This window comes from Variovorax sp. 10N432, assembly GCF_056394465.1.
Genome location: NZ_JBFTHX010000008.1, coordinates 18,966 through 39,046, shown reverse-complemented (window position 1 = coordinate 39,046; position 20,081 = coordinate 18,966). Strand labels below are relative to the sequence as shown.

The 20,081-nt window shown below is 68.4% G+C and carries 22 protein-coding genes; 9 read left to right on the top strand and 13 right to left on the bottom strand.

The genetic code is table 11. From position 1 onward, the window contains the following. Positions 1-14 precede the first annotated feature (14 nt). Positions 15-941 (top strand): tetratricopeptide repeat protein, encoded by a 927-nt coding sequence (locus AC1DF3_RS11705; RefSeq protein WP_478139707.1) that lies wholly within the window; start codon positions 15-17, stop codon positions 939-941. A gap of 172 nt (positions 942-1,113) precedes the next feature. Next, positions 1,114-1,563, top strand: a complete 450-nt coding sequence (locus AC1DF3_RS11700) for an META domain-containing protein (RefSeq protein WP_478139706.1) — start codon at positions 1,114-1,116, stop codon at positions 1,561-1,563. A gap of 10 nt (positions 1,564-1,573) precedes the next feature. On the opposite strand, the gene AC1DF3_RS11695 is transcribed toward AC1DF3_RS11700, so the two are convergent. The 7 genes from AC1DF3_RS11695 to AC1DF3_RS11665 all read right to left on the bottom strand — a co-directional run bounded on the left by AC1DF3_RS11695 (position 1,574) and on the right by AC1DF3_RS11665 (position 8,966). Then, complete coding sequence (locus AC1DF3_RS11695) at positions 1,574-2,221, bottom strand: Crp/Fnr family transcriptional regulator (protein ID WP_286533481.1); 648 nt, start codon at positions 2,219-2,221, stop codon at positions 1,574-1,576. A 40-nt stretch (positions 2,222-2,261) separates the two neighbouring features. Then, a complete protein-coding gene (locus AC1DF3_RS11690) occupies positions 2,262-2,930 on the bottom strand; it encodes a helix-turn-helix transcriptional regulator (protein WP_286533480.1) in 669 nt (222 codons plus the stop codon). Positions 2,931-3,048: 118 nt separating this feature from the next. Then, positions 3,049-3,954, bottom strand: a complete 906-nt coding sequence (locus AC1DF3_RS11685; protein WP_478139705.1) for a phosphoribosylaminoimidazolesuccinocarboxamide synthase — start codon at positions 3,952-3,954, stop codon at positions 3,049-3,051. A 106-nt stretch (positions 3,955-4,060) separates the two neighbouring features. Next, complete coding sequence (fba, locus tag AC1DF3_RS11680) at positions 4,061-5,125, bottom strand: class II fructose-bisphosphate aldolase (RefSeq protein ID WP_286533477.1); 1,065 nt, start codon at positions 5,123-5,125, stop codon at positions 4,061-4,063. 106 nt (positions 5,126-5,231) lie between these two features. Continuing rightward, the gene (pyk, locus tag AC1DF3_RS11675) at positions 5,232-6,680 is read right to left on the bottom strand and encodes a pyruvate kinase (protein WP_478139704.1); all 1,449 of its coding nucleotides are present in this window, start codon (positions 6,678-6,680) and stop codon (positions 5,232-5,234) included. Between the two features lie 119 nt (positions 6,681-6,799). After that, positions 6,800-7,996 carry a phosphoglycerate kinase gene (locus AC1DF3_RS11670; RefSeq protein ID WP_478139703.1) on the bottom strand — a complete coding sequence of 399 codons (1,197 nt, stop codon included), beginning with the start codon at positions 7,994-7,996 and terminating at the stop codon, positions 6,800-6,802. Positions 7,997-8,054: 58 nt separating this feature from the next. Beyond that, entirely contained in the window at positions 8,055-8,966 is a 912-nt protein-coding gene (locus AC1DF3_RS11665; protein ID WP_478139702.1) for a LysR family transcriptional regulator, read from the bottom strand. A 222-nt stretch (positions 8,967-9,188) separates the two neighbouring features. On the opposite strand from AC1DF3_RS11665, the gene AC1DF3_RS11660 reads away from it, so the two are divergent. From AC1DF3_RS11660 to AC1DF3_RS11640, 5 genes are read left to right on the top strand one after another with little or no spacing between them, the layout of a single operon-like run. Beyond that, on the top strand, positions 9,189-9,743 hold the full coding sequence (locus AC1DF3_RS11660; RefSeq protein ID WP_478139701.1) for a VOC family protein: 555 nt from the start codon (positions 9,189-9,191) through the stop codon (positions 9,741-9,743). Continuing rightward, complete coding sequence (locus AC1DF3_RS11655) at positions 9,736-10,857, top strand: alpha/beta hydrolase family protein (RefSeq protein ID WP_478139700.1); 1,122 nt, start codon at positions 9,736-9,738, stop codon at positions 10,855-10,857. Before AC1DF3_RS11660 ends, AC1DF3_RS11655 begins: the two co-directional genes overlap by 8 nt. An 8-nt stretch (positions 10,858-10,865) precedes the next feature. Further along, positions 10,866-12,506: an FAD-dependent oxidoreductase gene (locus tag AC1DF3_RS11650; protein WP_478139699.1), complete on the top strand. Its 1,641-nt coding sequence runs from the start codon at positions 10,866-10,868 to the stop codon at positions 12,504-12,506. A gap of 12 nt (positions 12,507-12,518) precedes the next feature. Beyond that, complete coding sequence (locus tag AC1DF3_RS11645; protein ID WP_478139698.1) at positions 12,519-12,737, top strand: DUF2783 domain-containing protein; 219 nt, start codon at positions 12,519-12,521, stop codon at positions 12,735-12,737. Continuing rightward, positions 12,734-13,693, top strand: coding sequence for an MBL fold metallo-hydrolase (locus AC1DF3_RS11640; RefSeq protein ID WP_286533469.1), 960 nt, complete (start codon positions 12,734-12,736; stop codon positions 13,691-13,693). The genes AC1DF3_RS11645 and AC1DF3_RS11640 overlap by 4 nt, the downstream gene beginning before the upstream one ends. A 22-nt stretch (positions 13,694-13,715) precedes the next feature. Here AC1DF3_RS11640 and AC1DF3_RS11635 read toward each other — a convergent pair whose 3' ends face one another. The 5 genes from AC1DF3_RS11635 to def are packed head-to-tail and all read right to left on the bottom strand — an operon-like array spanning position 13,716 to position 16,780. Further along, a complete protein-coding gene (locus AC1DF3_RS11635; RefSeq protein ID WP_286533820.1) occupies positions 13,716-14,051 on the bottom strand; it encodes an AzlD domain-containing protein in 336 nt (111 codons plus the stop codon). An 8-nt stretch (positions 14,052-14,059) separates the two neighbouring features. Next, complete coding sequence (locus AC1DF3_RS11630; RefSeq protein ID WP_286519820.1) at positions 14,060-14,800, bottom strand: AzlC family ABC transporter permease; 741 nt, start codon at positions 14,798-14,800, stop codon at positions 14,060-14,062. Beyond that, the gene (fmt, locus tag AC1DF3_RS11625; protein WP_478139697.1) at positions 14,800-15,759 is read right to left on the bottom strand and encodes a methionyl-tRNA formyltransferase; all 960 of its coding nucleotides are present in this window, start codon (positions 15,757-15,759) and stop codon (positions 14,800-14,802) included. The genes AC1DF3_RS11630 and fmt overlap by 1 nt, the downstream gene beginning before the upstream one ends. After that, positions 15,756-16,244: a hypothetical protein gene (locus tag AC1DF3_RS11620; protein WP_478139696.1), complete on the bottom strand. Its 489-nt coding sequence runs from the start codon at positions 16,242-16,244 to the stop codon at positions 15,756-15,758. The genes fmt and AC1DF3_RS11620 overlap by 4 nt, the downstream gene beginning before the upstream one ends. A gap of 2 nt (positions 16,245-16,246) precedes the next feature. After that, on the bottom strand, positions 16,247-16,780 hold the full coding sequence (gene def, locus AC1DF3_RS11615) for a peptide deformylase (protein ID WP_286519816.1): 534 nt from the start codon (positions 16,778-16,780) through the stop codon (positions 16,247-16,249). A gap of 160 nt (positions 16,781-16,940) precedes the next feature. Here def and AC1DF3_RS11610 point away from each other — a divergent pair, with 160 nt between their 5' ends. Together AC1DF3_RS11610 and dprA are read left to right on the top strand one after the other, a co-directional pair. Next, complete coding sequence (locus AC1DF3_RS11610; RefSeq protein WP_286533463.1) at positions 16,941-18,161, top strand: LysM peptidoglycan-binding domain-containing protein; 1,221 nt, start codon at positions 16,941-16,943, stop codon at positions 18,159-18,161. Positions 18,162-18,179: 18 nt separating this feature from the next. Beyond that, positions 18,180-19,334 carry a DNA-processing protein DprA gene (gene dprA / locus AC1DF3_RS11605; protein ID WP_478139695.1) on the top strand — a complete coding sequence of 385 codons (1,155 nt, stop codon included), beginning with the start codon at positions 18,180-18,182 and terminating at the stop codon, positions 19,332-19,334. 37 nt (positions 19,335-19,371) lie between these two features. Here dprA and AC1DF3_RS11600 read toward each other — a convergent pair whose 3' ends face one another. Continuing rightward, the gene (locus AC1DF3_RS11600; RefSeq protein WP_478139694.1) at positions 19,372-20,055 is read right to left on the bottom strand and encodes an outer membrane protein; all 684 of its coding nucleotides are present in this window, start codon (positions 20,053-20,055) and stop codon (positions 19,372-19,374) included. Positions 20,056-20,081: the final 26 nt, after the last annotated feature.

Here is a 20,081-nt window from a genome sequence, read left to right as displayed (position 1 = left end):
CCCACCTTCCCGCGATGATCGACATCACCCTCGAAAATTTCCAGTCCGAGCTGATCGACGGCTCGATGACCACGCCGGTCCTGCTCGACATCTGGGCCGAATGGTGCGGGCCCTGCAAACAGCTCGGGCCGGTGCTCGAAAAGCTCGAAGTCGAGTACGCCGGCCGCTTCACGCTGGCCAAGCTCGATGCCGACAAGGTGCCGCAGATCTCCGAGCAGCTGAGCCAGATGTTCGGCGTGCGCAGCATCCCGTTCTGCGTCATGTTCAAGGACGGCCAGCCGGTCGACGGCTTCGTCGGCGCGATCCCGGCCGACCAGATCCGCACCTTCCTCGACAAGCACGTGCCGCCGGGCGACGAGGACGCGCCGCCGCTCGACGAAGAAGTCTCGGCCCAGCAGGCGCTGGCCGAGGGCGACACCCAGGGCGCGCTCGAGAAGCTGCAGCACGCGGTCGCCACCGACCCGGCCAACGACGACGCCCGCTTCGACTACGTCAAGCTGCTGCTGCAGGAAGGCCGCACCGACGACGCCAAGGTCGCGTTCGCCCCGGTGATCGCCAAGACCTCGCTGGTGCGCCGCTTCGATTCGCTGCAGCGCTGGATGGACGCGATCGACTTCGCGGCCCCGGCCACGGGGGCGGCGGCACCCGCGCTGGCCGACCTGGACGGCCGGATCGCCGCCAACAAGCGCGACTTCGACGCCCGTTTCGACCGCGCCCGCCTGCTGATGGCCGCCCGGCGCTGGACCGACGCCATGGATGAGCTGCTCGACATCCTGATGCGCGACAAGAGCTGGAACGAGGACCTGGCGCGCAAGACCTACATCGCGGTGCTCGACATCATCGAACCGCCGAAGGTCAAGGTCGCCGACGGCCAGATTCCGCCGGACGACCCGACCGTGGCCAGCTACCGGCGTCGACTGAGCAGCGTGGTCCTGAGCTGAAACTTCGCGGGACAGACCAAGAAACTGCGCAGCAGTTTTTGCTCTGTCCTCGACTGATCAGATGGAGCGCCCCCGGACGCGCTGCGATTGAGTGCGCAGGCCGAGCCGGATTGAGTGCGCAGGCCGTGTCGAATACCATGCAGCGAATATGTTGCACAAGGACACACAGCCCATGCGCTCCCGCCCTGCCGCCATCCCCCTTTTCACGGCCGCCCTGCTGGCAGCGATGCTGACGGCCGGCTGCGGCAGCGCCATCCCGCTCGACGAACCGATCGAAGGCCCGGTCTGGCGCCTCGACCAGCTCGGCGGCGAGCCGGTGGCCGCCGGCAGCGATCCGCGGCGCGATCCGCAGGTGGTGTTCAATCGCAGCAGCGGACGCGTGAGCGGCTCGGGCGGCTGCAACCAGCTGTCGGGCACCTTCGAGCGCAGCGGCAGCACGCTCAAGCTGAGCCAGCTGGCCTCGACCCGGATGGCCTGCGCCGACCCGGCGCTCGGCACCAAGGAGCAACAGTTCTTTGCCGCCCTGCAGGCCACCGCCAGCTACCGGCTGCAGAGTCCGACCCGGCTGGCCCTGCTCGATGCGAGCGGTCGCACCGTGGCGACGCTGAGCGCGGCGCGCTGAGACCCCCCGGCTACCAGCGCGCCGGCAACTCCCGCAGCAGCGTCAGCTGGCGCTGCGCGACCGCCACGTAGCCCCCCTGCTCGAGGTCCTTGAGCAGCCGGCTCACCATTTCCCGCGAACAGCCGATCTCGCTGGCGATCGCCTGGTGCGTCAGCCGCTCGGCGATCGGCCGGCTGCCGTCCGCCGCCGGCGCCGACGCGCGTTCCTCGAGCAGGCGCTTCAGGCGCGCGTAGACGTCGAGCAACGCCATGCTGCGCGCGCTCTCGGTGGCCAGCCGGGCGCGGCGGATCAGCCGCACGATCAGCGCCAGCGCGAAATCGGGATGGTCGGCGATGTGCTGCAACATGGTTTCGCGGGTGACGACGGCGCAGACGGTCGGCTCGACCGCTTCCACGCTGGCGGAACGCGGGCCGCCGTCGAGCGACATCTCGCCGACATATTCGCCCGCCCCGTGCAGGCCCAGCGTGATCTCGCGGCCGCGCGCGTCCGAGAGAAAGGCCCGCAGCCGTCCAGACAGCACGATGTAGATCGAGCCGCCCTGCTCGCCTTCCTCGATCAGCCGCGCCCGCGTTCGGTAGCGGCGCTGGATGCCGCGTTGGGCGAGTTGCAGCAGGGCGGGCGGGAGTGGGACGTTTTCGACACCGGAGGCAGCGGGCATCCGTCGAATATAAGGTCAGCGGGGCCGCCCCCGCCGGCCGTCACTCGCCGAATCTCAGCGCCGACACGATCTGCGGCATCCGCGAGACGCGGTGCACCACCTCGCGGATGCTGCTGCTGCCGGTCTTCTGCCGGACATTCTTGATGTGGGTGCGCACCGTGGACATCCGGATGCCTTCGAGGCAGGCGATCTCCTCGGCGCCATGGCCGGCGCAGAGCCGGGCCAGCACGTTCTGCTCGGCCCGGGTCAGGTGCCGGGCACGGGCGAACATCTGCATCGTCAGCGTCTCGCAGCCGGGACGGCGGCTGCACATCACGAGCACCGTGTCGACGGTACCGCTGCCGTGCACCGCGGCCAGCGGAATGAAGGCCACCGACAGCGAATCCTCGCCGTCCTCGAGCTCGACGATGCTGCGGCAGTCGCGCTCGGCATCCTTGAGGGCCTGGCGGATCTTCGCCTGGGAGGCGGCATTGCCGGCGCAGAGCATGCCCTCGCCGCTGCGCAGCGCGCGCGCCGCGGCCAGTTCGCGCCGGGCCGGGAAATTGGCATGCAGGATGCGGCCGGTCAGGTCCAGCAGCAGCAGGCCATGGTCGATCTCGTCGAGCACCCGGGCCAGCATGCCGGGCTGCAGCGCGTCCGGCGGCGAGGCGGTGACGTCGCGGCCAAAGCGCTCCAGGTAGGTGATCTCGAAATCTGCTGCGGTTTCCATGGTGCTCTCCTCATCTGGGGGGATGAAAAGAGTTTGGAAGACTGCGAGGCTGGCGTGCGGTGAGTATTGCCGCGGATTTTGTGATCTATTTACATTCCGCGGCCGGATCAGGCAGCAGTCAGCCTGTGAGCCGCTGAAGGGCTTCGCGGTACTTCGCGGCCGTCTTCTCGATCACCTCGGCTGGCAGGCGCGGCGCCGGCGGCGTCTTGTCCCAGGGCTTGCCGTTGATCTTCGTGGCCTCGAGCCAGTCGCGAACGAACTGCTTGTCGTAGCTCGGCGGGTTGGCGCCGGCGGCCAGCGCGGCCTCGTAGCCTTCGACCGGCCAGTAGCGCGAGCTGTCGGGCGTCAGCACCTCGTCCATCAGCACCAGCGTGCCGGCCTCGTCGAGGCCGAACTCGAACTTGGTGTCGGCGATGATCATGCCCTTGGTCAGCGCGATCGCAGCCGCGGCCTCGTAGATCGCGATGCTGGTCTCGCGGATCTGCTGGGCCAGCTTCGGGCCGACCACCTCGACCACCTTGTCGTAGCTGATGTTCTCGTCGTGCGCGCCGGCCGCCGCCTTGGCGGCGGGCGTGAAGATCGGCCGCGGCAGCTTGCTGGCGTTGGTCAGCCCCTCGGGCAGCGGGACGCCGCAGACGGCGCGGTTGTCCTGGTATTCCTTCCAGCCGCTGCCGGCAAGGTAGCCGCGCACCACGGCCTCGACCGGGATCGGCGTCAGGCGCTTGACCAGCATCGAGCGGCCTTCGACCTGCGCGACCTCCTCGGGCGTCACGACGCTTTCGGGCGCGTCGCCGGTGAGATGGTTCGGGCACAGGTGGCCGAGCCGGTCGAACCACCACAGCGCCATCTGCGTCAGGATCACGCCCTTGCCAGGGATGGGCTCGCCCATGATCACGTCGAAGGCCGACAGGCGGTCGCTCGCGACCATCAGGATGCGGTCGCTGCCGACCGCATAGTTGTCGCGCACCTTGCCGCGCGCCAGCAGCGGAAGGCTTTTGATGGAGGAGGTATGGACGGTGGTCATGGCGAAATGGATGAAGCGGGGCGGGTGACGCCGGAGATTGTGCGCGCGCAGCGGCGGGCGCAGAAAAAAGCCACCGCGAAGGTGGCTTTCAGGCGCAAGCGAAGGGTCAGACCACTTGCTGCGCGAGCTCGCCCTTGGCGTACTTGGCGGCGACCACCTGCAGGGTGTCGCCCTTGACCTTCGGGCCCTGGCCTTCGCAGCCGAACTCGAGGTAGCGCTGCTTGCAGATCAGGCGCGCGGCTTCGCGCGCCGGCTTGAGCCATTCGCGGGCGTCGAACTTCTCGGGGTTCTCGGCCAGGAACTTGCGCACCGCGCCGGTCATCGCCAGCCGGATGTCGGTGTCGATGTTGATCTTGCGCACGCCGTGCTTGATGGCCTCCTGGATTTCCTTGACCGGAACGCCGTAGGTTTCCTTCATGTTGCCGCCGTACTGGCGGATGATCGCCAGCAGCTCCTGCGGCACGCTCGACGAGCCGTGCATCACCAGGTGGGTGTTCGGGATGCGGCGGTGGATTTCCTTGATGCGGTCGATCGCCAGGATGTCGCCGGTGGGCTCGCGGGTGAACTTGTAGGCGCCGTGGCTGGTGCCGATGGCGATCGCCAGTGCGTCGATCTGGGTGCGCTTGACGAAGTCGGCGGCCTGCTCGGGGTCGGTCAGCAGCTGCTCGCGGGTCATGGTGTCGTCGGTGCCGTGGCCGTCTTCCTTGTCGCCCTTCATGGTCTCGAGCGAGCCCAGGCAGCCGAGTTCGCCTTCGACCGTGACGCCGACCTTGTGCGCCATGTCGGCCACCTTGCGCGTGACGTCGACGTTGTAGTCGTAGCTGGCGATGGTCTTGCCGTCGGCTTCGAGCGAGCCGTCCATCATGACCGAGCTGAAGCCGAGGTCGATCGCGCCGCGGCAGACATCGGGGCTCTGGCCGTGGTCCTGGTGCATCACCAGCGGCACCGTGGGATAGGCCTCGATGGCGGCCTGGATCAGGTGCTTGATGAAGGCTTCGCCCGCGTACTTGCGGGCGCCGGCGCTGGCTTGCAGGATGACGGGGGCGCCGACTTCCTTGGCGGCCTCCATCACGGCCTGCACCTGTTCGAGGTTGTTGACGTTGAAAGCCGGAATGCCGTAGCCGTTGGCGGCGGCATGGTCGAGCAGTTCGCGCATCGAGACGAGTGCCATGGAAATACCTCGCGGGAATCTAGGGATGAAGACAAAAGAACTCCCGGGATTCTACCGAGGGCCCTTGTAGGACGGCTCCGATGGCCCGTGCAACCGCGGGGGCGCGCTAGCCGACCCGGCAGATCTTCAGCATGTTGGTGCCACCCGGCGCGCCCATCGGCTCGCCGCAGGTGATCGCGTAGACATCGCCGGTCTGCACGATGCCGCGCTTTTTCAGATGCGCCTCGGCCTGCTCCAACGCCGTGTCCCGATCGCTCTCCGAATCCATCAGCAAGGGCCGCACGTTGCGATACAGCGCCATCTTGCGCTGGGTCGAGAGCCGCGAGGTCAGCGCATACATCGGGATGTGCGCCCGGTGGCGGCTCATCCAGAGCGGGGTCGAGCCCGATTCGGTCAGCGCCACGATCGCCTTGGCGCCCAGGTGGTGGGCCGTGAACAGCGCGCCCATCGCGATCGACTGGTCGATCCGGCTGTAATTCTTGCCGCTGAAGTCGGCGTCGAGCTGCAGGTCCTCGGCGGCCTCGGCGGCCTCGCAGATCTTGCTCATCTCCTGCACCGTCTCGAGCGGGTAGCGGCCCGAGGCGGTCTCGGCCGAGAGCATCACGGCGTCGGTGCCGTCGAGCACCGCGTTGGCGACGTCGCTGACCTCGGCCCGCGTCGGCACCGGATTGGTGATCATCGACTCCATCATCTGGGTCGCGGTGATGACCACCCTGTCCATCTCGCGCGCCATGCGGATCATCTTCTTCTGCAGCGCCGGCACGGCCGCGTTGCCGACCTCGACGGCCAGGTCGCCGCGCGCCACCATGATGCCGTCGCTGGCGCGCAGGATCTCCTCGAGCTTGGGGATCGCCTCGGCGCGCTCGATCTTGGCGATCATGCCGGGCTTGTGGCCGAACTCGGCCGCCGCCACGTTGCACAGCTGGCGCGCCATCTCCATGTCGGTCGCGTTCTTGGGGAAGCTCACCGCCACGTAGTCGGCCTGGAAGCTCATCGCGGTCTTGATGTCCTCCATGTCCTTGGCGGTCAGCGCCGGCGCGGTAAGCCCGCCGCCCTGCTTGTTGATGCCCTTGTTGTTGGACAGCTCGCCGCCCAGGCGCACCGTGGTGTGGACCGCATCGCCCTTGACCGCGTCGACCGTCAGCACGATCAGGCCGTCGTTCAGCAGCAGGCTGTCGCCCGGCTTGACGTCGCGCGGCAGGTCCTTGTAGTCGAGGCCGACGGCGTCGACGTCGCCCGGCTCGGTGCGCGAGGCATCGAGAATGAACTTGGCGCCGGGCTCGAGCCAGACCTTGCCCTCGGCGAACTTGCCGACCCGGATCTTCGGGCCCTGCAGGTCGGCCATGATCGCCACCTCGCGACCGCTGCGCCGGGCCGCCTCCCGCACCATCGCGGCACGGTTGATGTGGTCCTGCGCCGTGCCGTGGCTGAAGTTGAGCCGCACCACGCTGACCTTGTAATGGATCATCTGCTCGAGCAGCTCGAGCGTGTTCGAGGCGGGGCCGAGGGTCGCGACGATCTTGGTGGCGTGGCGGGGCAGGCGGGGCGTGCTCATCGTTGTCTCCATTTATTCAGTTGAGGACAGAGCAAAAACTGCCGGGCAGTTTCTTGGTCTGTCCCGCAAAGTGTTTGTATGCCGTACTGTATACACTTTATAGGAGTACCGGAAGAGCTTTATCCACCCGCTGCGCGCTTGGCAAGGATTTCGAAGGCGGGGAGTGTCTTGCCTTCGAGGATTTCCAGGAAGGCGCCGCCGCCGGTCGAGATGTAGCCGATCTTGTCCTCGATGCCGTACTTGGCGATGGCCGCCAGCGTGTCGCCGCCGCCGGCGATCGAGAACGCCTTGCTCTCGGCGATGGCCTGGGCGATGGTCTTGGTGCCGTTGGCGAAAGCGTCGAACTCGAACACGCCCACCGGGCCGTTCCAGACGATCGTGCCGGCTTCGCGCAGCTGGGCGGCCAGCAGTTCGGCGGTCTTCGGGCCGATGTCGAGGATCAGGTCGTCGTCGGCGACGTCGGTGGCGTCCTTGATGGTCGCCGCGGCGTCGGCCGCGAAGGCCTTGGCCGTCACCACGTCGACCGGGATCGGCACCGCCGCGCCGCGCGCGCGCATGGCATCGATCACGGCCTTGGCCTGGTCGATCAGGTCGGGCTCGGCCAGCGACTTGCCGATCTTCAACCCGGCGGCCAGCATGAAGGTGTTGGCGATGCCGCCGCCGACGATCAGCTGGTCGACCTTCTCGGCCAGGCTCTTCAGGATGGTCAGCTTGGTGCTGACCTTGGAGCCGGCGACGATCGCCACCAGCGGCCGCTGCGGCTGCGCCAGGGCCTTGGTGATGGCATCGATCTCGGCCGCCAGCAGCGGGCCGGCCGAGGCGACCTTGGCGAACTGGGCGATGCCATAGGTGGTGGCCTCGGCCCGGTGCGCGGTGCCGAAGGCATCGTTGACGTAGATGTCGGTCAGCGCGGCCAGCTTGCGCGCCAGCGCCTCGTCGTTCTTCTTCTCGCCCTTGTTGAGGCGGCAGTTCTCGAGCAGCACGACCTGGCCCGGCGCGACCTGCACGCCGTCGACCCAGTCCGACACCAGCGGCACGTCGCGGCCGAGCAGCTCGCCCAGGCGGGCGGCGACCGGGGCCAGCGAATCCTCGGGCTTGAACTGGCCTTCGGTGGGCCGGCCCAGGTGCGAGGTGACCATCACGGCGGCGCCGGCGTCGAGCGCCGCACGGATGCAGGGCACCGAGGCGCGGATGCGGGTGTCCTCGGTGATGCGGCCGGTGTCGTCCTGCGGCACGTTGAGATCGGCTCGGATGAAAACGCGCTGGCCGGCGGCCTTGCCTTGCGCACAGAGGTCGGTGAATCGAAGGACGTTCATGGGTGGCAATCTGAAAGCGGATGGAGGGGGCCACGACGGGCAGCGCCCATTGTAGGTTTCAGCCCGCCAGGCCCGGCTCGCGGGCGACCTGCTGGAGCAATTCGACGAAGCTCGCAGCCGCCGGCGAGAGCGAGCGTTTCGCCGCCCCGTAGACGCAGACCTCGCGGTGGAAGTCGGGCTGGTCGAGCCGCACCATCTGCAGCCCGTGGGCCCGCACCAGCGAGGCCGAATAGGTGGGGCACACCGTGAGCCCGAGCCCGGAGGCGACCATGCCGAGCGCGGTCGTCATGTACGAGACCTCCTGCGTGCTGGCGCGCAGCATCAAGTCGCGCGTGTCGGCGGCGAGTTCGGGCAGCACGCGCTGGCGGAAGTCGCGGGTCGGCGCGATGAAGGTATAGGGCCCGAGCTCGCTCCAGCGCACCTTGCGCCGGCGCTCGAGCGGGTGGCCCGGCGGGCAGATCAGCCAGTGCCGGTCGCGAAACAGCGTCCGGCGCTCGACCAGCGCGGCGTCCACCGCCACATCCTGGCCGACCGCCAGCTCGACCTCGCCCGACAGCAGGCCGTCGAGCAGGTGCTCGGGCAGCGTGTCGGCCAGCCGGACATCGACGTCGGGATGCCGCTCGCGATAGGCCGCGATCACGCGCGGCATCAGCGTGCAGGCCATGAGCTGCGGCGCCGCCAGCCGCAGCACGCCCTTCTTCTTGTCGCGCAGGTCGGTGACGCCGGCCACCGCGCCCGCCAGGTCGGCCAGCAGGCGCTGGACCGAGGGCTGGAATTCGCGCCCGGCCTCGGACAGCAGCACGCGCCGGGTGTGACGGTCGAACAGCTGCACCCCCATTTCGCGTTCGAGCTCGCGCACCAGCACGCTGAGCGCCGACTGGGTCAGGTGCAGGGTGGCGGCGGCAGCGGTGAAGCTGCCGGTCTCGGCCACGGCGGCGAAGGCGCGCAGTTGGCGCAGGGTCAGATTCATGGCCTCGCTTCATCAATCGATGAATTTATTTCGATTGAATCATAAGAAGAATGGCGGCCCAATCGCTCCGACCCTGCAAGCCTGAGACCTTGCGGGACAGACCAACAAACTGCGCAGCAGGTTTTTGCTCGGTCCTCGACCAACCTGAGACCTTGCGGGACAGACCAAGAAACTGCGCAGCAGTTTTTGCTCTGTCCTCAACTGACTAAAGAGAGACGCACCATGCCCCACCCCCCACCCCCCCCCGTGCCCGTGCGCGGCCTGCACCACTTCGCCTGGCGCTGCCGCGACAGCGAGGAGACCCGCCGCTTCTACGAAGACCTGCTCGGCCTGCCGCTGGTACACGTGATCAAGAGCGACCACGTGCCGAGCACCGGCGAGTACTGCCCCTACGTCCACATCTTCTTCCAGATGCGCGATGGCTCGTACATCGCCTTCTTCGACCTCGGCGACGACATCGCGGCGCTGCCTTCGCCGAACACGCCGGCCTGGGTCAACCACATTGCCCTGCGGGTCGATTCGCAGGCCGAGCTGCGCAGCGCCAAGGCCCGGCTCGAAGCTGCCGGCATCGAGGTGCTGGGCCCGACCGACCACCACATCATCGAATCGATCTATTTCTTCGATCCGAACGGCATCCGCGTCGAGCTGACGACGCCGACCGTTCCGCAGGCCGAGATGGACGCCCACGCGCTGCATGCGCGCGCCGACCTCGACGCCTGGACGCAGCGCAAGGCCGGGCTGCGCGCGGCCGCCGCCGGAAAGGCTGCGCATGCCTGAGCTGCAACTCGCCGTCATCGACGTCAAGCCCGGCGCCTCGCTCGAAAGCCAGTCCGGCCTGCAGATGCTGCGCCCGCGCATCTATGGCGCCTACCAGGCGCCGGCCGGCCCGAAGAAGGTCGCCGCGATCGTGATGCATCCCACGAGCAACTTCATGGGCCACTACCTGATCGGCCCGCTGGCCGCGCGCGGCATCTGCTGCATGGGGCTCAACTCGCGCTACATGGGCAACGACACGGTGCTGCTGATGGAGCGCGCGATCCAGGACCTCGGCGCCGGCGTGCAGTTCCTGCGCGCGGCCGGCTACGAGAAGGTCGTCTTGATCGGCAACTCGGGCGGCGCCGCGCTGGCCAGCTTCTACCAGGCGCAGGCCGAGCAGCTCACGGCCCACCGCTTCGCCGACGGCGACCCGACCCACCTGCACCCGGACGACCTGCCGCCGGTGGACGGCATCTCGCTCTGCGCAGCGCACCAGGGCCGCTCGAAGCTGATGCGCGACTGGATCGATCCCTCGGTGACCGACGAGCACGACCCGCTGTCGGTCGACCCCGAACTCGACATGTACGACACCCGCCACGCGCTGCCGTACAGCGACGAATTCCTGGCCCGCTTCAGCGCCGCCCAGCAGGCCCGGCTCGAGCGCATCGAGCGCTGGTCGCTCGAACGGCTTCGCCAGCTGCGCAGCACCCCGGGCGCGCCGCGCGACCAGGCCTTCATCGTCTACCGCACCCATGCCGATCCGCGCTGCGTCGACCTGTCGATCGACGCCAACGACCGCGCGCCCGGCAGCGTCTGGGGCGATGCGCGGCAGGTCAACTATTCAGCCAACGCGATGGGGCGCACCACCTCGCTGACCGCGTTTCTCTCGCAGTGGTCGTCGCGCTCTCAGGCCGACGGCCCGTCGAACCTGGCGCGCACCACGGTGCCCAAGCTGCTGCTGACCTACACCGGCGACCAGTCGACCTTCCCGAGCACCCGCGATGCCTGGCTGGCCGCCGGCGGTGCGCGCATCCGCAACGTCGACATCGTCGGCGGCAACCATTACCTGGCGGGCCAGCCGCAACTGGTGCAGGAAGCCGCCGATGCGATCGCCGAATGGGCGCACGCGCTGTGAGCATTGCCATGGAAAGGTACAAGTTCGCCCCCGCCTACGAACTGCCAAGCTGGCCCTTCGTGGCGCCGCCCGAACTCGGCAGCGACAGCGTCGCGCGCCACCCGATCGTGATCGTCGGCGCTGGCCCGGCAGGACTCACGCTGGCCTGCGATCTCGCCCGCCGCGGCGTGCGCGCCCTGCTGCTCGACGAGGACGACACGGTCGGCGTGCGCGGCGCCTCGTCGCGCGGCATCTGCTATGCGCAGAAGAGCCTGGAAATATTCGCCCGGCTGGGCATCTACGAGCGCGTCGCAGAGAAGGGCATCACCTGGTCCTTCGGCCGCACCTTCTCGGACCAGCAGGAGGTCTACAACTTCAACCTGAAGACCGACAGCGTCTCGGCGCAGCCGCCCTTCATCAACCTGCAGCAGTTCTACATCGAGTGGTTCCTGGTCGAGCGCATCATCGAACTCGGCCTGACCGACCTGCGCTGGAAGAACCGCGTGGTCGACGTGACGCCGCTCGCCGACGGCGTGCGCATCGAGGTCGAAACACCCGCCGGCCGCTACACGATCGAAGCCGACCACCTGATCGACGCCACCGGCGCCAACAGCCCGATCCGCACCCGGCTCGGCATCGACGCGCACCCGTCGCGCAGCACCGACCGCTGGTGCATCAGCGACGTGCGCTTCAAGAAGCCGCTGCCGACCGAGCGCTGGACCTGGGTCGATGCGCCCTTCAACGAGGGCCGCGCCGTGTGGCAGCACCTGATGGGCGACGGCGTCTGGCGCATCGACTACCAGATGCCCGAGGACTGCGACACGGCCCACATCAGCCGGCCCGAAGTGGCCGGCGCGCGATTGCGCGAGCAACTCGGCCCCGGCGTGGAATTCGAGTTCGTCTGGATCGGCCCGTACGGCTACCGCGATCATCTGCTCGACAACTTCCGGCACGGGCGCATCCTGTTCATCGGCGATTCGGCCCACGTCGTGAGCCCGTTCGGCGCCCGCGGCGGCAACAGCGGCATCCAGGACGCGGCCAACCTCGGATGGAAGCTGGCGCTGGTCGCGCAGGGTCTTGCCGGCGATGCGCTGCTCGACACCTACGACGCCGAACGCCGCCCGGCGGCGATCGAGAACCTCCGCGTCACCAGCCGCTCGGCACGCTTCCTCGCACCGCGGACGCCGGCCGAGCACACGCTCCGCCGGGCCGTGGTCGCGCTCGCATCGCGCCATGCCTTCGCCCGCGCACTGGTGAACACGGGCCGCATGTCGGTCGCCAACGACTACCCTGCGGCACCTCACTTGCCCGAGGGCGGACGCAGCGTGCAGAACCTGCCGCTGCGCCACCTCGACGGCACGCCGACCACGCTGATGGAACTGCTGGCCGACGGCACCCGCTGCCTGGGCCTGTGGTTCGCGCCGACGCGCGCGCAGGCGGAAGCCGCGGCCGATGTCGCGGCCTCGCTGCCGCTGCGGCTGGTCGCGGTGGGCGGCGACAGCGGCCTGCCTGCGCTGCAGCCCGACGAGGCATTGGCGCGCCACCTCGGCAACCCGGCCCCGGGCAGCCTGTGCCTGGTGCGTCCGGACGCCTATCGCGCCACCTTGCTGGACAAGCCCACGCCGGCGTCGATCTCGGCCGCGGTCCACGCCGCGCTGGCGCACCGTTGAAGGTCACAAGACATGATCACCGAACCCCACATCCCCGATCCCGACGGCTTCTACGCGGCCTGGGTCGGCGCCCATGAAGGGCTGACCGAGGCGCAGAGCGCTGATTTCAATGCCCGCCTCGTGCTGCTGCTGGCCAACCAGTGCGGCGACCAGGCCGTGCTGCTGGCCTGCATCGATGCCGCGCGAGAAGCCGGCACGCCGTCCGAAACCCCACCTCGAAGCCCCGCATGACCGCTTCCGTTTCCTTCGCCTCCGCCTCCGACACCCGCGAGCAGAAGCCGCAGGTGCGCGAACTCGCGCCCAACGTGTACGGCTACATCAGCGACTTCGATCCCAACTGCGGCTTCATCGTCGGCGATGCGCATGTGGTGCTGATCGACACGCGGCCCACGCCGCGCATGGCGCGCGACTTCCTGGCCGACATCCGCGCGGTCACCGACAAGCCGATCAAGTTCATCGTGCTCACGCACTACCACGCGGTGCGCGTGATGGGCGCCAGCGCCTTCGACGAGGTCCAGGCCATCATCGCCAGCCAGGGCACGCTCGACTGGGTGCGCGAGCGCGGGCAGGCCGATTTCGATTCCGAGGTCGGGCGCTTTCCGCGCCTCTTTGCCGGCGTCGAGGAGATCCCCGGACTCACGGTGCCGACGATGAGCTTCGAGCGCGAGATGAGCCTGTGGCTCGGCCCGCGCGAGGTGCGCTTGATGTGCCTGGGCCGTGGCCACTCGGGCGGCGACACGGTCGCCTGGCTGCCCGACTGCGGCGTGCTGTTCTCGGGCGACGTGGTCGAGAACCGCTGCGGCGTGTATGCCGGCGACGCCTACATCCAGGACTGGGCCGGCACGCTCGATGCCGTCGCCGCACTCAACCCCGAGGTGCTGGTGCCGGGTCGCGGCGCGGTGGTGAAAGGCGCGGCGGGCTGCGCCGAGGCGATCGAACTCACGAAAGCCTTCCTGTCGACGCTGCTGGCCAGCGTGCGCTCGGGCATCGTTGCCGGCGACAGCCTGCGCGGCTGCTTCGAGCGCGCCGAGCTGGCGATGAAGCCGCGCTTCGGCGACTGGCCGGTGTTCCAGCACGTGCTGCCATTCGACGTGTCGCGCGCCTATGACGAGCTGCGCGGCATCGAGCACCCGGTGGTCTGGACCGCGGAGCGCGACCGCGAACTGTGGCAGACGCTGCGCGGCTGAGGGCGGCCCGGCGGCGGACCTGCTACCAGCCCAGCCCCAGGTGCAGCGGCAGGTACACCGCCATCCCCGCCAGCATCGTCCCGAGCACGCCGCGCCGCCAGAAGAAATAGGCGGTGCCGGCGACGGCGCCGTAGAGCCGGGCGTCGTGCAGGGTCGAGATCAGGTGGCCCTGCGTCATGACGATCTCGGGCGCGATCACCGCCGCCAGCGCCGCCGCCGGCGCGTAGTGCAGCGCCCGGTGGGCCCACTCCGGCAGGCCCCAGGGCCGGTCGAGGATGAAGAAGAAGCAGCGCGTGAGCACGGTGACGCCGGCCAGGCCGAGGATCACGGCCAGCGTCCAGAGGTCGGTGCCCTCGATTGCTGCGCTCACTTGTCATCCTCCGCATCGACATCCAGCCCGAACTGCTTCTCGAGCCAGAAGCAGGCCAGCACCGCGACGCCGATGGCGGCCACGATGTTGAGCTTGAGCGGCAGCGCATAGGCCGCCACCGCGGTGGCCGAGGCGATCAGCACCGCCAGCAGCCGAAGCCGCGTGGTCGCCATCGAGCAGACGATCGCCACCAGGCTCAGCACGCCGGCGAAGCCCAGGCCCCAGCTCTGCGGAATCATGTTGGCCAGCACGATGCCGAGCAGGCTCATGCTCATCCAGGCGCACCAGGTCACGCAGTAGTTGCCGGTGAGGTAGGCCTCCTGGGCCTGCTCCTCGGCGCGGGTGCGCGGCGGTTGCGCGTACTTGCGGGTGAACAGCGCATAGCTCATGTCGGCCGTGAGATAGCCGTGGGTGATGCGGCGCCAGCGCGGCATGTGCATCAGATAGGGCCGCAGGTGCAGGCTGAAGACCACGAAGCGCAGGTTGACGCAGAAGCCCGTGGCCAGGATGACCCAGGCCGGCGCGCCCGCCATCAGCAACGGGATGGCGGCCAGCTGCGAACTGCCCGCGTAGACCAGCAGCGTCATCGCCACCGACTCGAACACGCTCATGCCCGACTTGAGCATCGCCACGCCGGTCATCAGGCCCCAGGCGCCGATGCCCATGGCGACCGTGGACATGTCTCTCACGCCCTGGCGGAATTCCGGCTGGCGCCGGATCGCGGAGGAGAGAAACATCAGTGGAAGCGCTGGCCGGGCTTGACGTCGAATCCACGCAGGAAGTCGGCGACCGCCAGGCGTTTGCCGCCGGCGCGCTGCAGTTCGGTGACCCGCAGCACGGAGTCCTTCGCCGCGACGGCGATGCCCGAAGGCGTCACGGCCAGCACCGTGCCGGGCGCCTCCACGGGCCCGCCCGGCTCGGCCTCGGCGGCCCACAGCTTGATCGTCTCGCCGTCGAGCAGGCTGCTGGCGCCGGGGAAGGGGTCGAAGGCGCGCACCCGGCGCGCGATCGCCGCGGCGTCCAGCGACCAGTCGATCTGGGCCTCGGCCTTCTCGACCTTGTGGGCGTAGGTCACGCCTTCGGTCGGCTGCGGCTCGGCCTTCAGCGTGCCGGCCGCCGCCTGCCTCAAGGCATCGACGATCAACCGGCCGCCCATTCCGGCCAGCCGGTCGTGCAGCCGTGCGGTGCTGTCGGCGCCGATGTCGAGCGCTTCGCGAAGCAGCATGTCGCCGGTGTCGAGGCCGGCGTCCATCTGCATGATCGTGACGCCGGTCTGCGCGTCGCCGGCCTCGATGGCCCGGTGGATCGGCGCCGCGCCGCGCCAGCGCGGCAGCAGGCTGGCATGGATGTTCAGGCAGCCGAGCCGCGGCGCATCCAGCACCCACTGCGGCAGGATCAGGCCGTAGGCGGCGACCACCATCACGTCGGCCCCCGCGGCCGCGATGGCCTCGCGCGCGGCGGCCGCGTCGTCCGGATACTTGCCGTCGAGCCTCAGGCTGCGCGGCTGCGCCACCGGCCAGCCTCGGCCGACCGCGAACTGCTTCACCGGCGAAGCCTGCAGCTTCATGCCGCGGCCGGCGGGACGGTCCGGCTGGGTCAGCACCAGGACGATCTCGAATCCGGCCGCCGCGATCGCCTCCAAGGCGACCCGGGCGAACTCGGGCGTGCCCGCGAACGCGACTTTCAGTGAGCTCATTGGTCCGTCATCAGCTGGCGCAGGTCGTCAGCCGTGTGGTAGTGGTCGACCACGCCGTCCAGGTCGATATAGATATAGAGCAGCCGCGGGTTGTTCTGCGACTTGAAGCGCCAGGCCCAGACATCGCCGTCGAAGGGCCGCACCTGCGAAATCTCGAACGGCCGGCCGTAGCTGCGCAGGACGTCGTCGACCCGCCAGACACCGGGCTTGATCGTGATGTCGAACATGCCGTCTTCGAGCTCCTGGCGGATCGAGACCACCCGGCCGCCGGCGTCGAGGTCGACGTTGTTGACCGCGAAGCCCGATGGCGCACGCGAATACTGGAGCCGCTCGCCGCCGCCCGGCATCGCATAGGTGGCGGTCGGCTGGCCGAGCTTCTGGAGCGTCTCGGCGCGGGTGCTGCCGAGCGGCAGCCGCGTCGGGTCGAGCGCGCAGCCGGACAGCGCCACCAGCAGCGCCGCCGCCGCCGGCCACAGGCCCCGCATGCTCAACGCCGCCCTTCGCGCTGTTCCGATTTCTGGTCTTCGCGCTGCTGCTTGAGCAGCTTGCTCTTGATCCGGTTGCGCTTCAGCGGCGACAGGTATTCGACGAACACCTTGCCGAGCAGATGGTCCAGCTCGTGCTGGATGCAGACCGCGAGCAGGCCCTCGGCCTCGATCGTCTGCGGTTCGCCGTCGGCATCGAGCGCGGTCACGCGCACGGAGGTCGAGCGTTCGACGCCGTCATAGATGCCCGGCACCGAGAGGCAGCCTTCTTCATTGAGCACCTTCTCGTCGCTGGCCCAGACGATCTCGGGATTGATCAGGACGATCGGCTTGTCGCGTTCTTCGGAGATGTCGATCACCACCAGCCGCTCGTGGACGTCGACCTGGGTCGCCGCAAGGCCGATGCCGCTGGCGTCGTACATGGTCTCGAGCATGTCGGCGACCAGCGTCTTGATGCGCGCATCGACGCCCTGGACCGGCTTGGCCACCGTGTGCAGGCGGGGATCCGGGTAACTCAAAATGGTTCTTTTTGCCATGAAAGCGAGGAGAAGTTGTCGCTATTTTCGCCATTTCCGCGACGCCCTGCCGGGGAACAGCCCGAATACGTTGCCCTATCAAGGGCTTCAGCGCAAAATTCGTAGCAAATTGTGAGGATTCGTACATCCTGCGTGGCGTAGTGTGTGCACACCATAAACCATGACCAAACTCCGAATCAACGATAGCCTGCGACCCAGCCTTCTGGCCACCCTGGCGGCCGTCGCCCTCGGGGCCGCTGGCGCGACGACCGCTTTCGCGCAGAACTATCCGGTCACGCCACAACAGCGGGCGGTGGCACAGCAGACCTCGCAGGCCGGCATCCCGATCGGCGAACTGGCGCCCAACGCGCCTGACGAATACACGGTCAAGCCCGGCGACACGCTGTGGGCCATCTCCCGCCTGTTCCTGCGCAGCCCCTGGCGCTGGCCCGAGCTCTGGGGCATGAACATCAAGGAGATCTCGAACCCGCACCGGATCTACCCGGGCCAGGTGCTCTACCTGGAAAAGAGCGGCGGCCGGGCCCGCCTCAGCACCCGCCGCGGCGGCGCCTCCGACGGCACCATCAAGCTGTCGCCGCGCGCTCGCTACGAGTCGCTGTCGGGGATGGCGCTGCCGACCCTCAACCCGAGCCTGATCGAGCCTTTCCTGAGCGAGCCGATCATCGTCGACGAGGACACCCTCAAGGCCGCGCCCCACATCGTGGCCGGCAACGACAGCCGCGTGCTGCTGGCCCGCGGCGACCGCGCCTACGCACTGGGCCAGGCCGACGAACAGCTGATCGAGACCGCCGGCCCGATCAAGACCTACCGCATCTTCCGCAACGCGACGCCGCTGAAGGACCCCGCCACCGGCGAACTGCTCGGCTACGAGGCGGCCTACCTCGGCAAGGCCCAGCTCAAGCGCAGCCAGACCGTCGCCACCCAACTGGTCGAGGGCAAGGACGTGGTCAACGTGGTCCCCGCGACCATCGACATCGTGGCCGCGCGCGAGGAGATGCGCGCGGGCGACCGCCTGCTGCCCGAGCCGACGCGCCAGCTGCTCAGCTATGCACCGCGCGCGCCCGAGCAGATCATCGACGGGCGCATCGTCTCGGTCTACGGCAACGCGGTGCAGTTCGCGGCCCAGAACCAGGTGGTGGTCATCAACAAGGGAACCCGCGACGGCATCGAGTCCGGCCACGTGCTGGCCATCCTGAAGAACGGCGACACCATCGTCGACCGCGCCGGCGCGCCCAACGACACCGGCAAGGAAGTGCTCAAGCTGCCGAACGAGCGCATCGGCCTGCTGATGGTGTTCCGGCCGTTCGAAAAGGCCTCCTACGCGCTGGTGCTCGAGATCAACGACACCCCGCGGGTCGGCGACCTGCTGGTCAACCCCTGACGCGAGCGTCATCTTGGCGTGGAACGTGAGGAACTCGCGAGCTGGCTCCGCCTCTCGCTGACGCCAGGCATCGGGAACGCCACCGCCCGCACGCTGCTCGCGGCCTTCGGACTGCCGGCCGCGATCTTCACGCAATCGCACGAGGCCCTGCTGCAGGTCGTCGGCAGCGCGCAGGCCGGGGCGCTGCAGCGCTTGCCTGCCACGCTGGCCCCGCTGCTCGAGCGCACCTTCGACTGGCTTCAGGGCAGCGACGACCAGGGTGCCGTCCGCCGTCTCCTGACGCTCGGCGACCCGGGCTACCCGGCCTCGCTGCTGGAAACGGGCGATCCGCCGCTGCTGCTCTATCTGCTCGGTGCGCCCGGCTTCGAGCTCGCGCAGCTGGACCCCAGCATCGCGATCGTCGGCAGCCGGAATCCGACGGCGCAAGGCACCCAGAATGCAAGAGCCTTCGGACGCGCATTCGGCGAAGCCGGAATTCCCGTGGTCTCGGGTCTGGCGCTCGGCATCGACGGTGCCGCCCACGAAGGTGCACTCGAGGCCGGCGGACCTGACCGGCTGGCCACGGTGGCGGTGGTCGGCACCGGACTCGACCGCGTCTACCCCGCCCGCCATCGCGAGCTCGCGCACCGGATCGCCGGGCGTGGCCTGATCGTGAGCGAGTACCCGCTGGGCACGCCGCCGCTGAACCAGAACTTCCCCAAGCGCAATCGGATCATCGCCGGGCTCGCGCGCGGCACTCTGGTGATCGAGGCCGCGCTGCGCTCCGGCTCGCTGATCACGGCCCGGCTCGCGGCCGAGCAGGGGCGGGAGGTCTTCGCGATTCCGGGCTCGATCCACTCGCCGCAATCGCGGGGCTGCCACGAATTGATCCGGCAAGGCGCCAAGCTGGTTGAATCGGTGGCCGACGTGTTGGAGGAGTTGCGGCTGGCCGACGAGCCTGCGCGGCCCCGCCCCTTCGTCTCCGCCAATTCCGCCGATTCCGGTGCCGACGCCGAGGCGGCCGAACCGGCGCTGCTGCGCGCTGTAGGCTTCGACCCGGTCAGCCTCGACGCCTTGTGCGCCCGCACCGGTTTTTCTCCAGCCATGCTGCAAGTCCGTCTGCTCGAACTCGAGCTTTCCGGCCACGTCGCGCGGCTGCCGGGCGGATTGTTTCAGCGCATCGCGGTTGGTTGAATGGCGCCACTGGCCCCGAAGGAGCCGCAGGCCGCCATCAAAAGCGATAACGGCCGCCAATATAAATCTCGTGGCTGACCAGTTTGGCCTTCATTTTTTCATCGCGCAAACCACGAGCATTGGCGAAGTTGTTCAAGCCGCTTTCAATGCGGCCCATATCAACATAGCGGTAACCCACGTCGAGCGAGATTTTCTTCACGGGAGAATACGTCACCCCTGCGCCTACCGAGTAGGCCAGGTTATTGACAGTTTTGCTTTCGAATTGACGGGCGACATTGCCCTGCCAACCGGAAGACTTGACTTTGGCCCAGCCAAGACCGGCAGAAGCAAACACGGCGATATCTTCCTTGACGGGCAAATCGTAATAGGCATTGGCCATCATGCGCTCGGCATCCACTTCATGGTGATTCAGGCTGCCACGAAATCGCCCTGCGACGTCGCTGGTGTACTCCTGTTTCTGGGGCAAGGTGTATTCCACCTCGGCACGCCAGCCAGCGCCAAACTGGTAACCCATCCCCAAGGAGCCATTGACAAATTCTTGCCTCGTCTCCTGCGGCAGCACCGCGCCTGCCGGACGCAACGAATCTTCCATGTCGCTGACGCGCTGGGAGGTTTGTGCGGCCTTGATGGAGCCATACCAACCCAACTCCTCGTTTGGCGTTGCGATGGCAACCGGAGCTGCCAGAATTCCACACATTGCGCTGATTGCGGACAGCGTCATTTTTATCTTCACGGAGATGCCTTCCC

What these genes read in the sequence shown, in the direction of transcription:
- fba (WP_286533477.1), bottom strand. Translation starts at nt 5,125, where the DNA reads ATGGCACTCGTCTCGATGCGCGAACTGCTCGACCATGCCGCCGCCAAC.
- AC1DF3_RS11665 (WP_478139702.1), bottom strand. Translation starts at nt 8,966, where the DNA reads ATGAATCTGACCCTGCGCCAACTGCGCGCCTTCGCCGCCGTGGCCGAG.
- AC1DF3_RS11620 (WP_478139696.1), bottom strand. Translation starts at nt 16,244, where the DNA reads ATGCGGGGCCTGTGGCCGGCGGCGGCGGCGCTGCTGGTGGCGCTGTCC.
- AC1DF3_RS11610 (WP_286533463.1), top strand. Translation starts at nt 16,941, where the DNA reads ATGACCAAACTCCGAATCAACGATAGCCTGCGACCCAGCCTTCTGGCC.
- AC1DF3_RS11695 (WP_286533481.1), bottom strand. Translation starts at nt 2,221, where the DNA reads ATGCCCGCTGCCTCCGGTGTCGAAAACGTCCCACTCCCGCCCGCCCTG.
- AC1DF3_RS11640 (WP_286533469.1), top strand. Translation starts at nt 12,734, where the DNA reads ATGACCGCTTCCGTTTCCTTCGCCTCCGCCTCCGACACCCGCGAGCAG.
- AC1DF3_RS11670 (WP_478139703.1), bottom strand. Translation starts at nt 7,996, where the DNA reads ATGAACGTCCTTCGATTCACCGACCTCTGTGCGCAAGGCAAGGCCGCC.
- fmt (WP_478139697.1), bottom strand. Translation starts at nt 15,759, where the DNA reads ATGAGCTCACTGAAAGTCGCGTTCGCGGGCACGCCCGAGTTCGCCCGG.
- AC1DF3_RS11660 (WP_478139701.1), top strand. Translation starts at nt 9,189, where the DNA reads ATGCCCCACCCCCCACCCCCCCCCGTGCCCGTGCGCGGCCTGCACCAC.
- pyk (WP_478139704.1), bottom strand. Translation starts at nt 6,680, where the DNA reads ATGAGCACGCCCCGCCTGCCCCGCCACGCCACCAAGATCGTCGCGACC.
- AC1DF3_RS11645 (WP_478139698.1), top strand. Translation starts at nt 12,519, where the DNA reads ATGATCACCGAACCCCACATCCCCGATCCCGACGGCTTCTACGCGGCC.
- AC1DF3_RS11650 (WP_478139699.1), top strand. Translation starts at nt 10,866, where the DNA reads ATGGAAAGGTACAAGTTCGCCCCCGCCTACGAACTGCCAAGCTGGCCC.
- AC1DF3_RS11600 (WP_478139694.1), bottom strand. Translation starts at nt 20,055, where the DNA reads ATGACGCTGTCCGCAATCAGCGCAATGTGTGGAATTCTGGCAGCTCCG.
- def (WP_286519816.1), bottom strand. Translation starts at nt 16,780, where the DNA reads ATGGCAAAAAGAACCATTTTGAGTTACCCGGATCCCCGCCTGCACACG.
- AC1DF3_RS11630 (WP_286519820.1), bottom strand. Translation starts at nt 14,800, where the DNA reads ATGTTTCTCTCCTCCGCGATCCGGCGCCAGCCGGAATTCCGCCAGGGC.
- AC1DF3_RS11700 (WP_478139706.1), top strand. Translation starts at nt 1,114, where the DNA reads ATGCGCTCCCGCCCTGCCGCCATCCCCCTTTTCACGGCCGCCCTGCTG.
- AC1DF3_RS11690 (WP_286533480.1), bottom strand. Translation starts at nt 2,930, where the DNA reads ATGGAAACCGCAGCAGATTTCGAGATCACCTACCTGGAGCGCTTTGGC.
- AC1DF3_RS11705 (WP_478139707.1), top strand. Translation starts at nt 15, where the DNA reads ATGATCGACATCACCCTCGAAAATTTCCAGTCCGAGCTGATCGACGGC.
- AC1DF3_RS11685 (WP_478139705.1), bottom strand. Translation starts at nt 3,954, where the DNA reads ATGACCACCGTCCATACCTCCTCCATCAAAAGCCTTCCGCTGCTGGCG.
- AC1DF3_RS11655 (WP_478139700.1), top strand. Translation starts at nt 9,736, where the DNA reads ATGCCTGAGCTGCAACTCGCCGTCATCGACGTCAAGCCCGGCGCCTCG.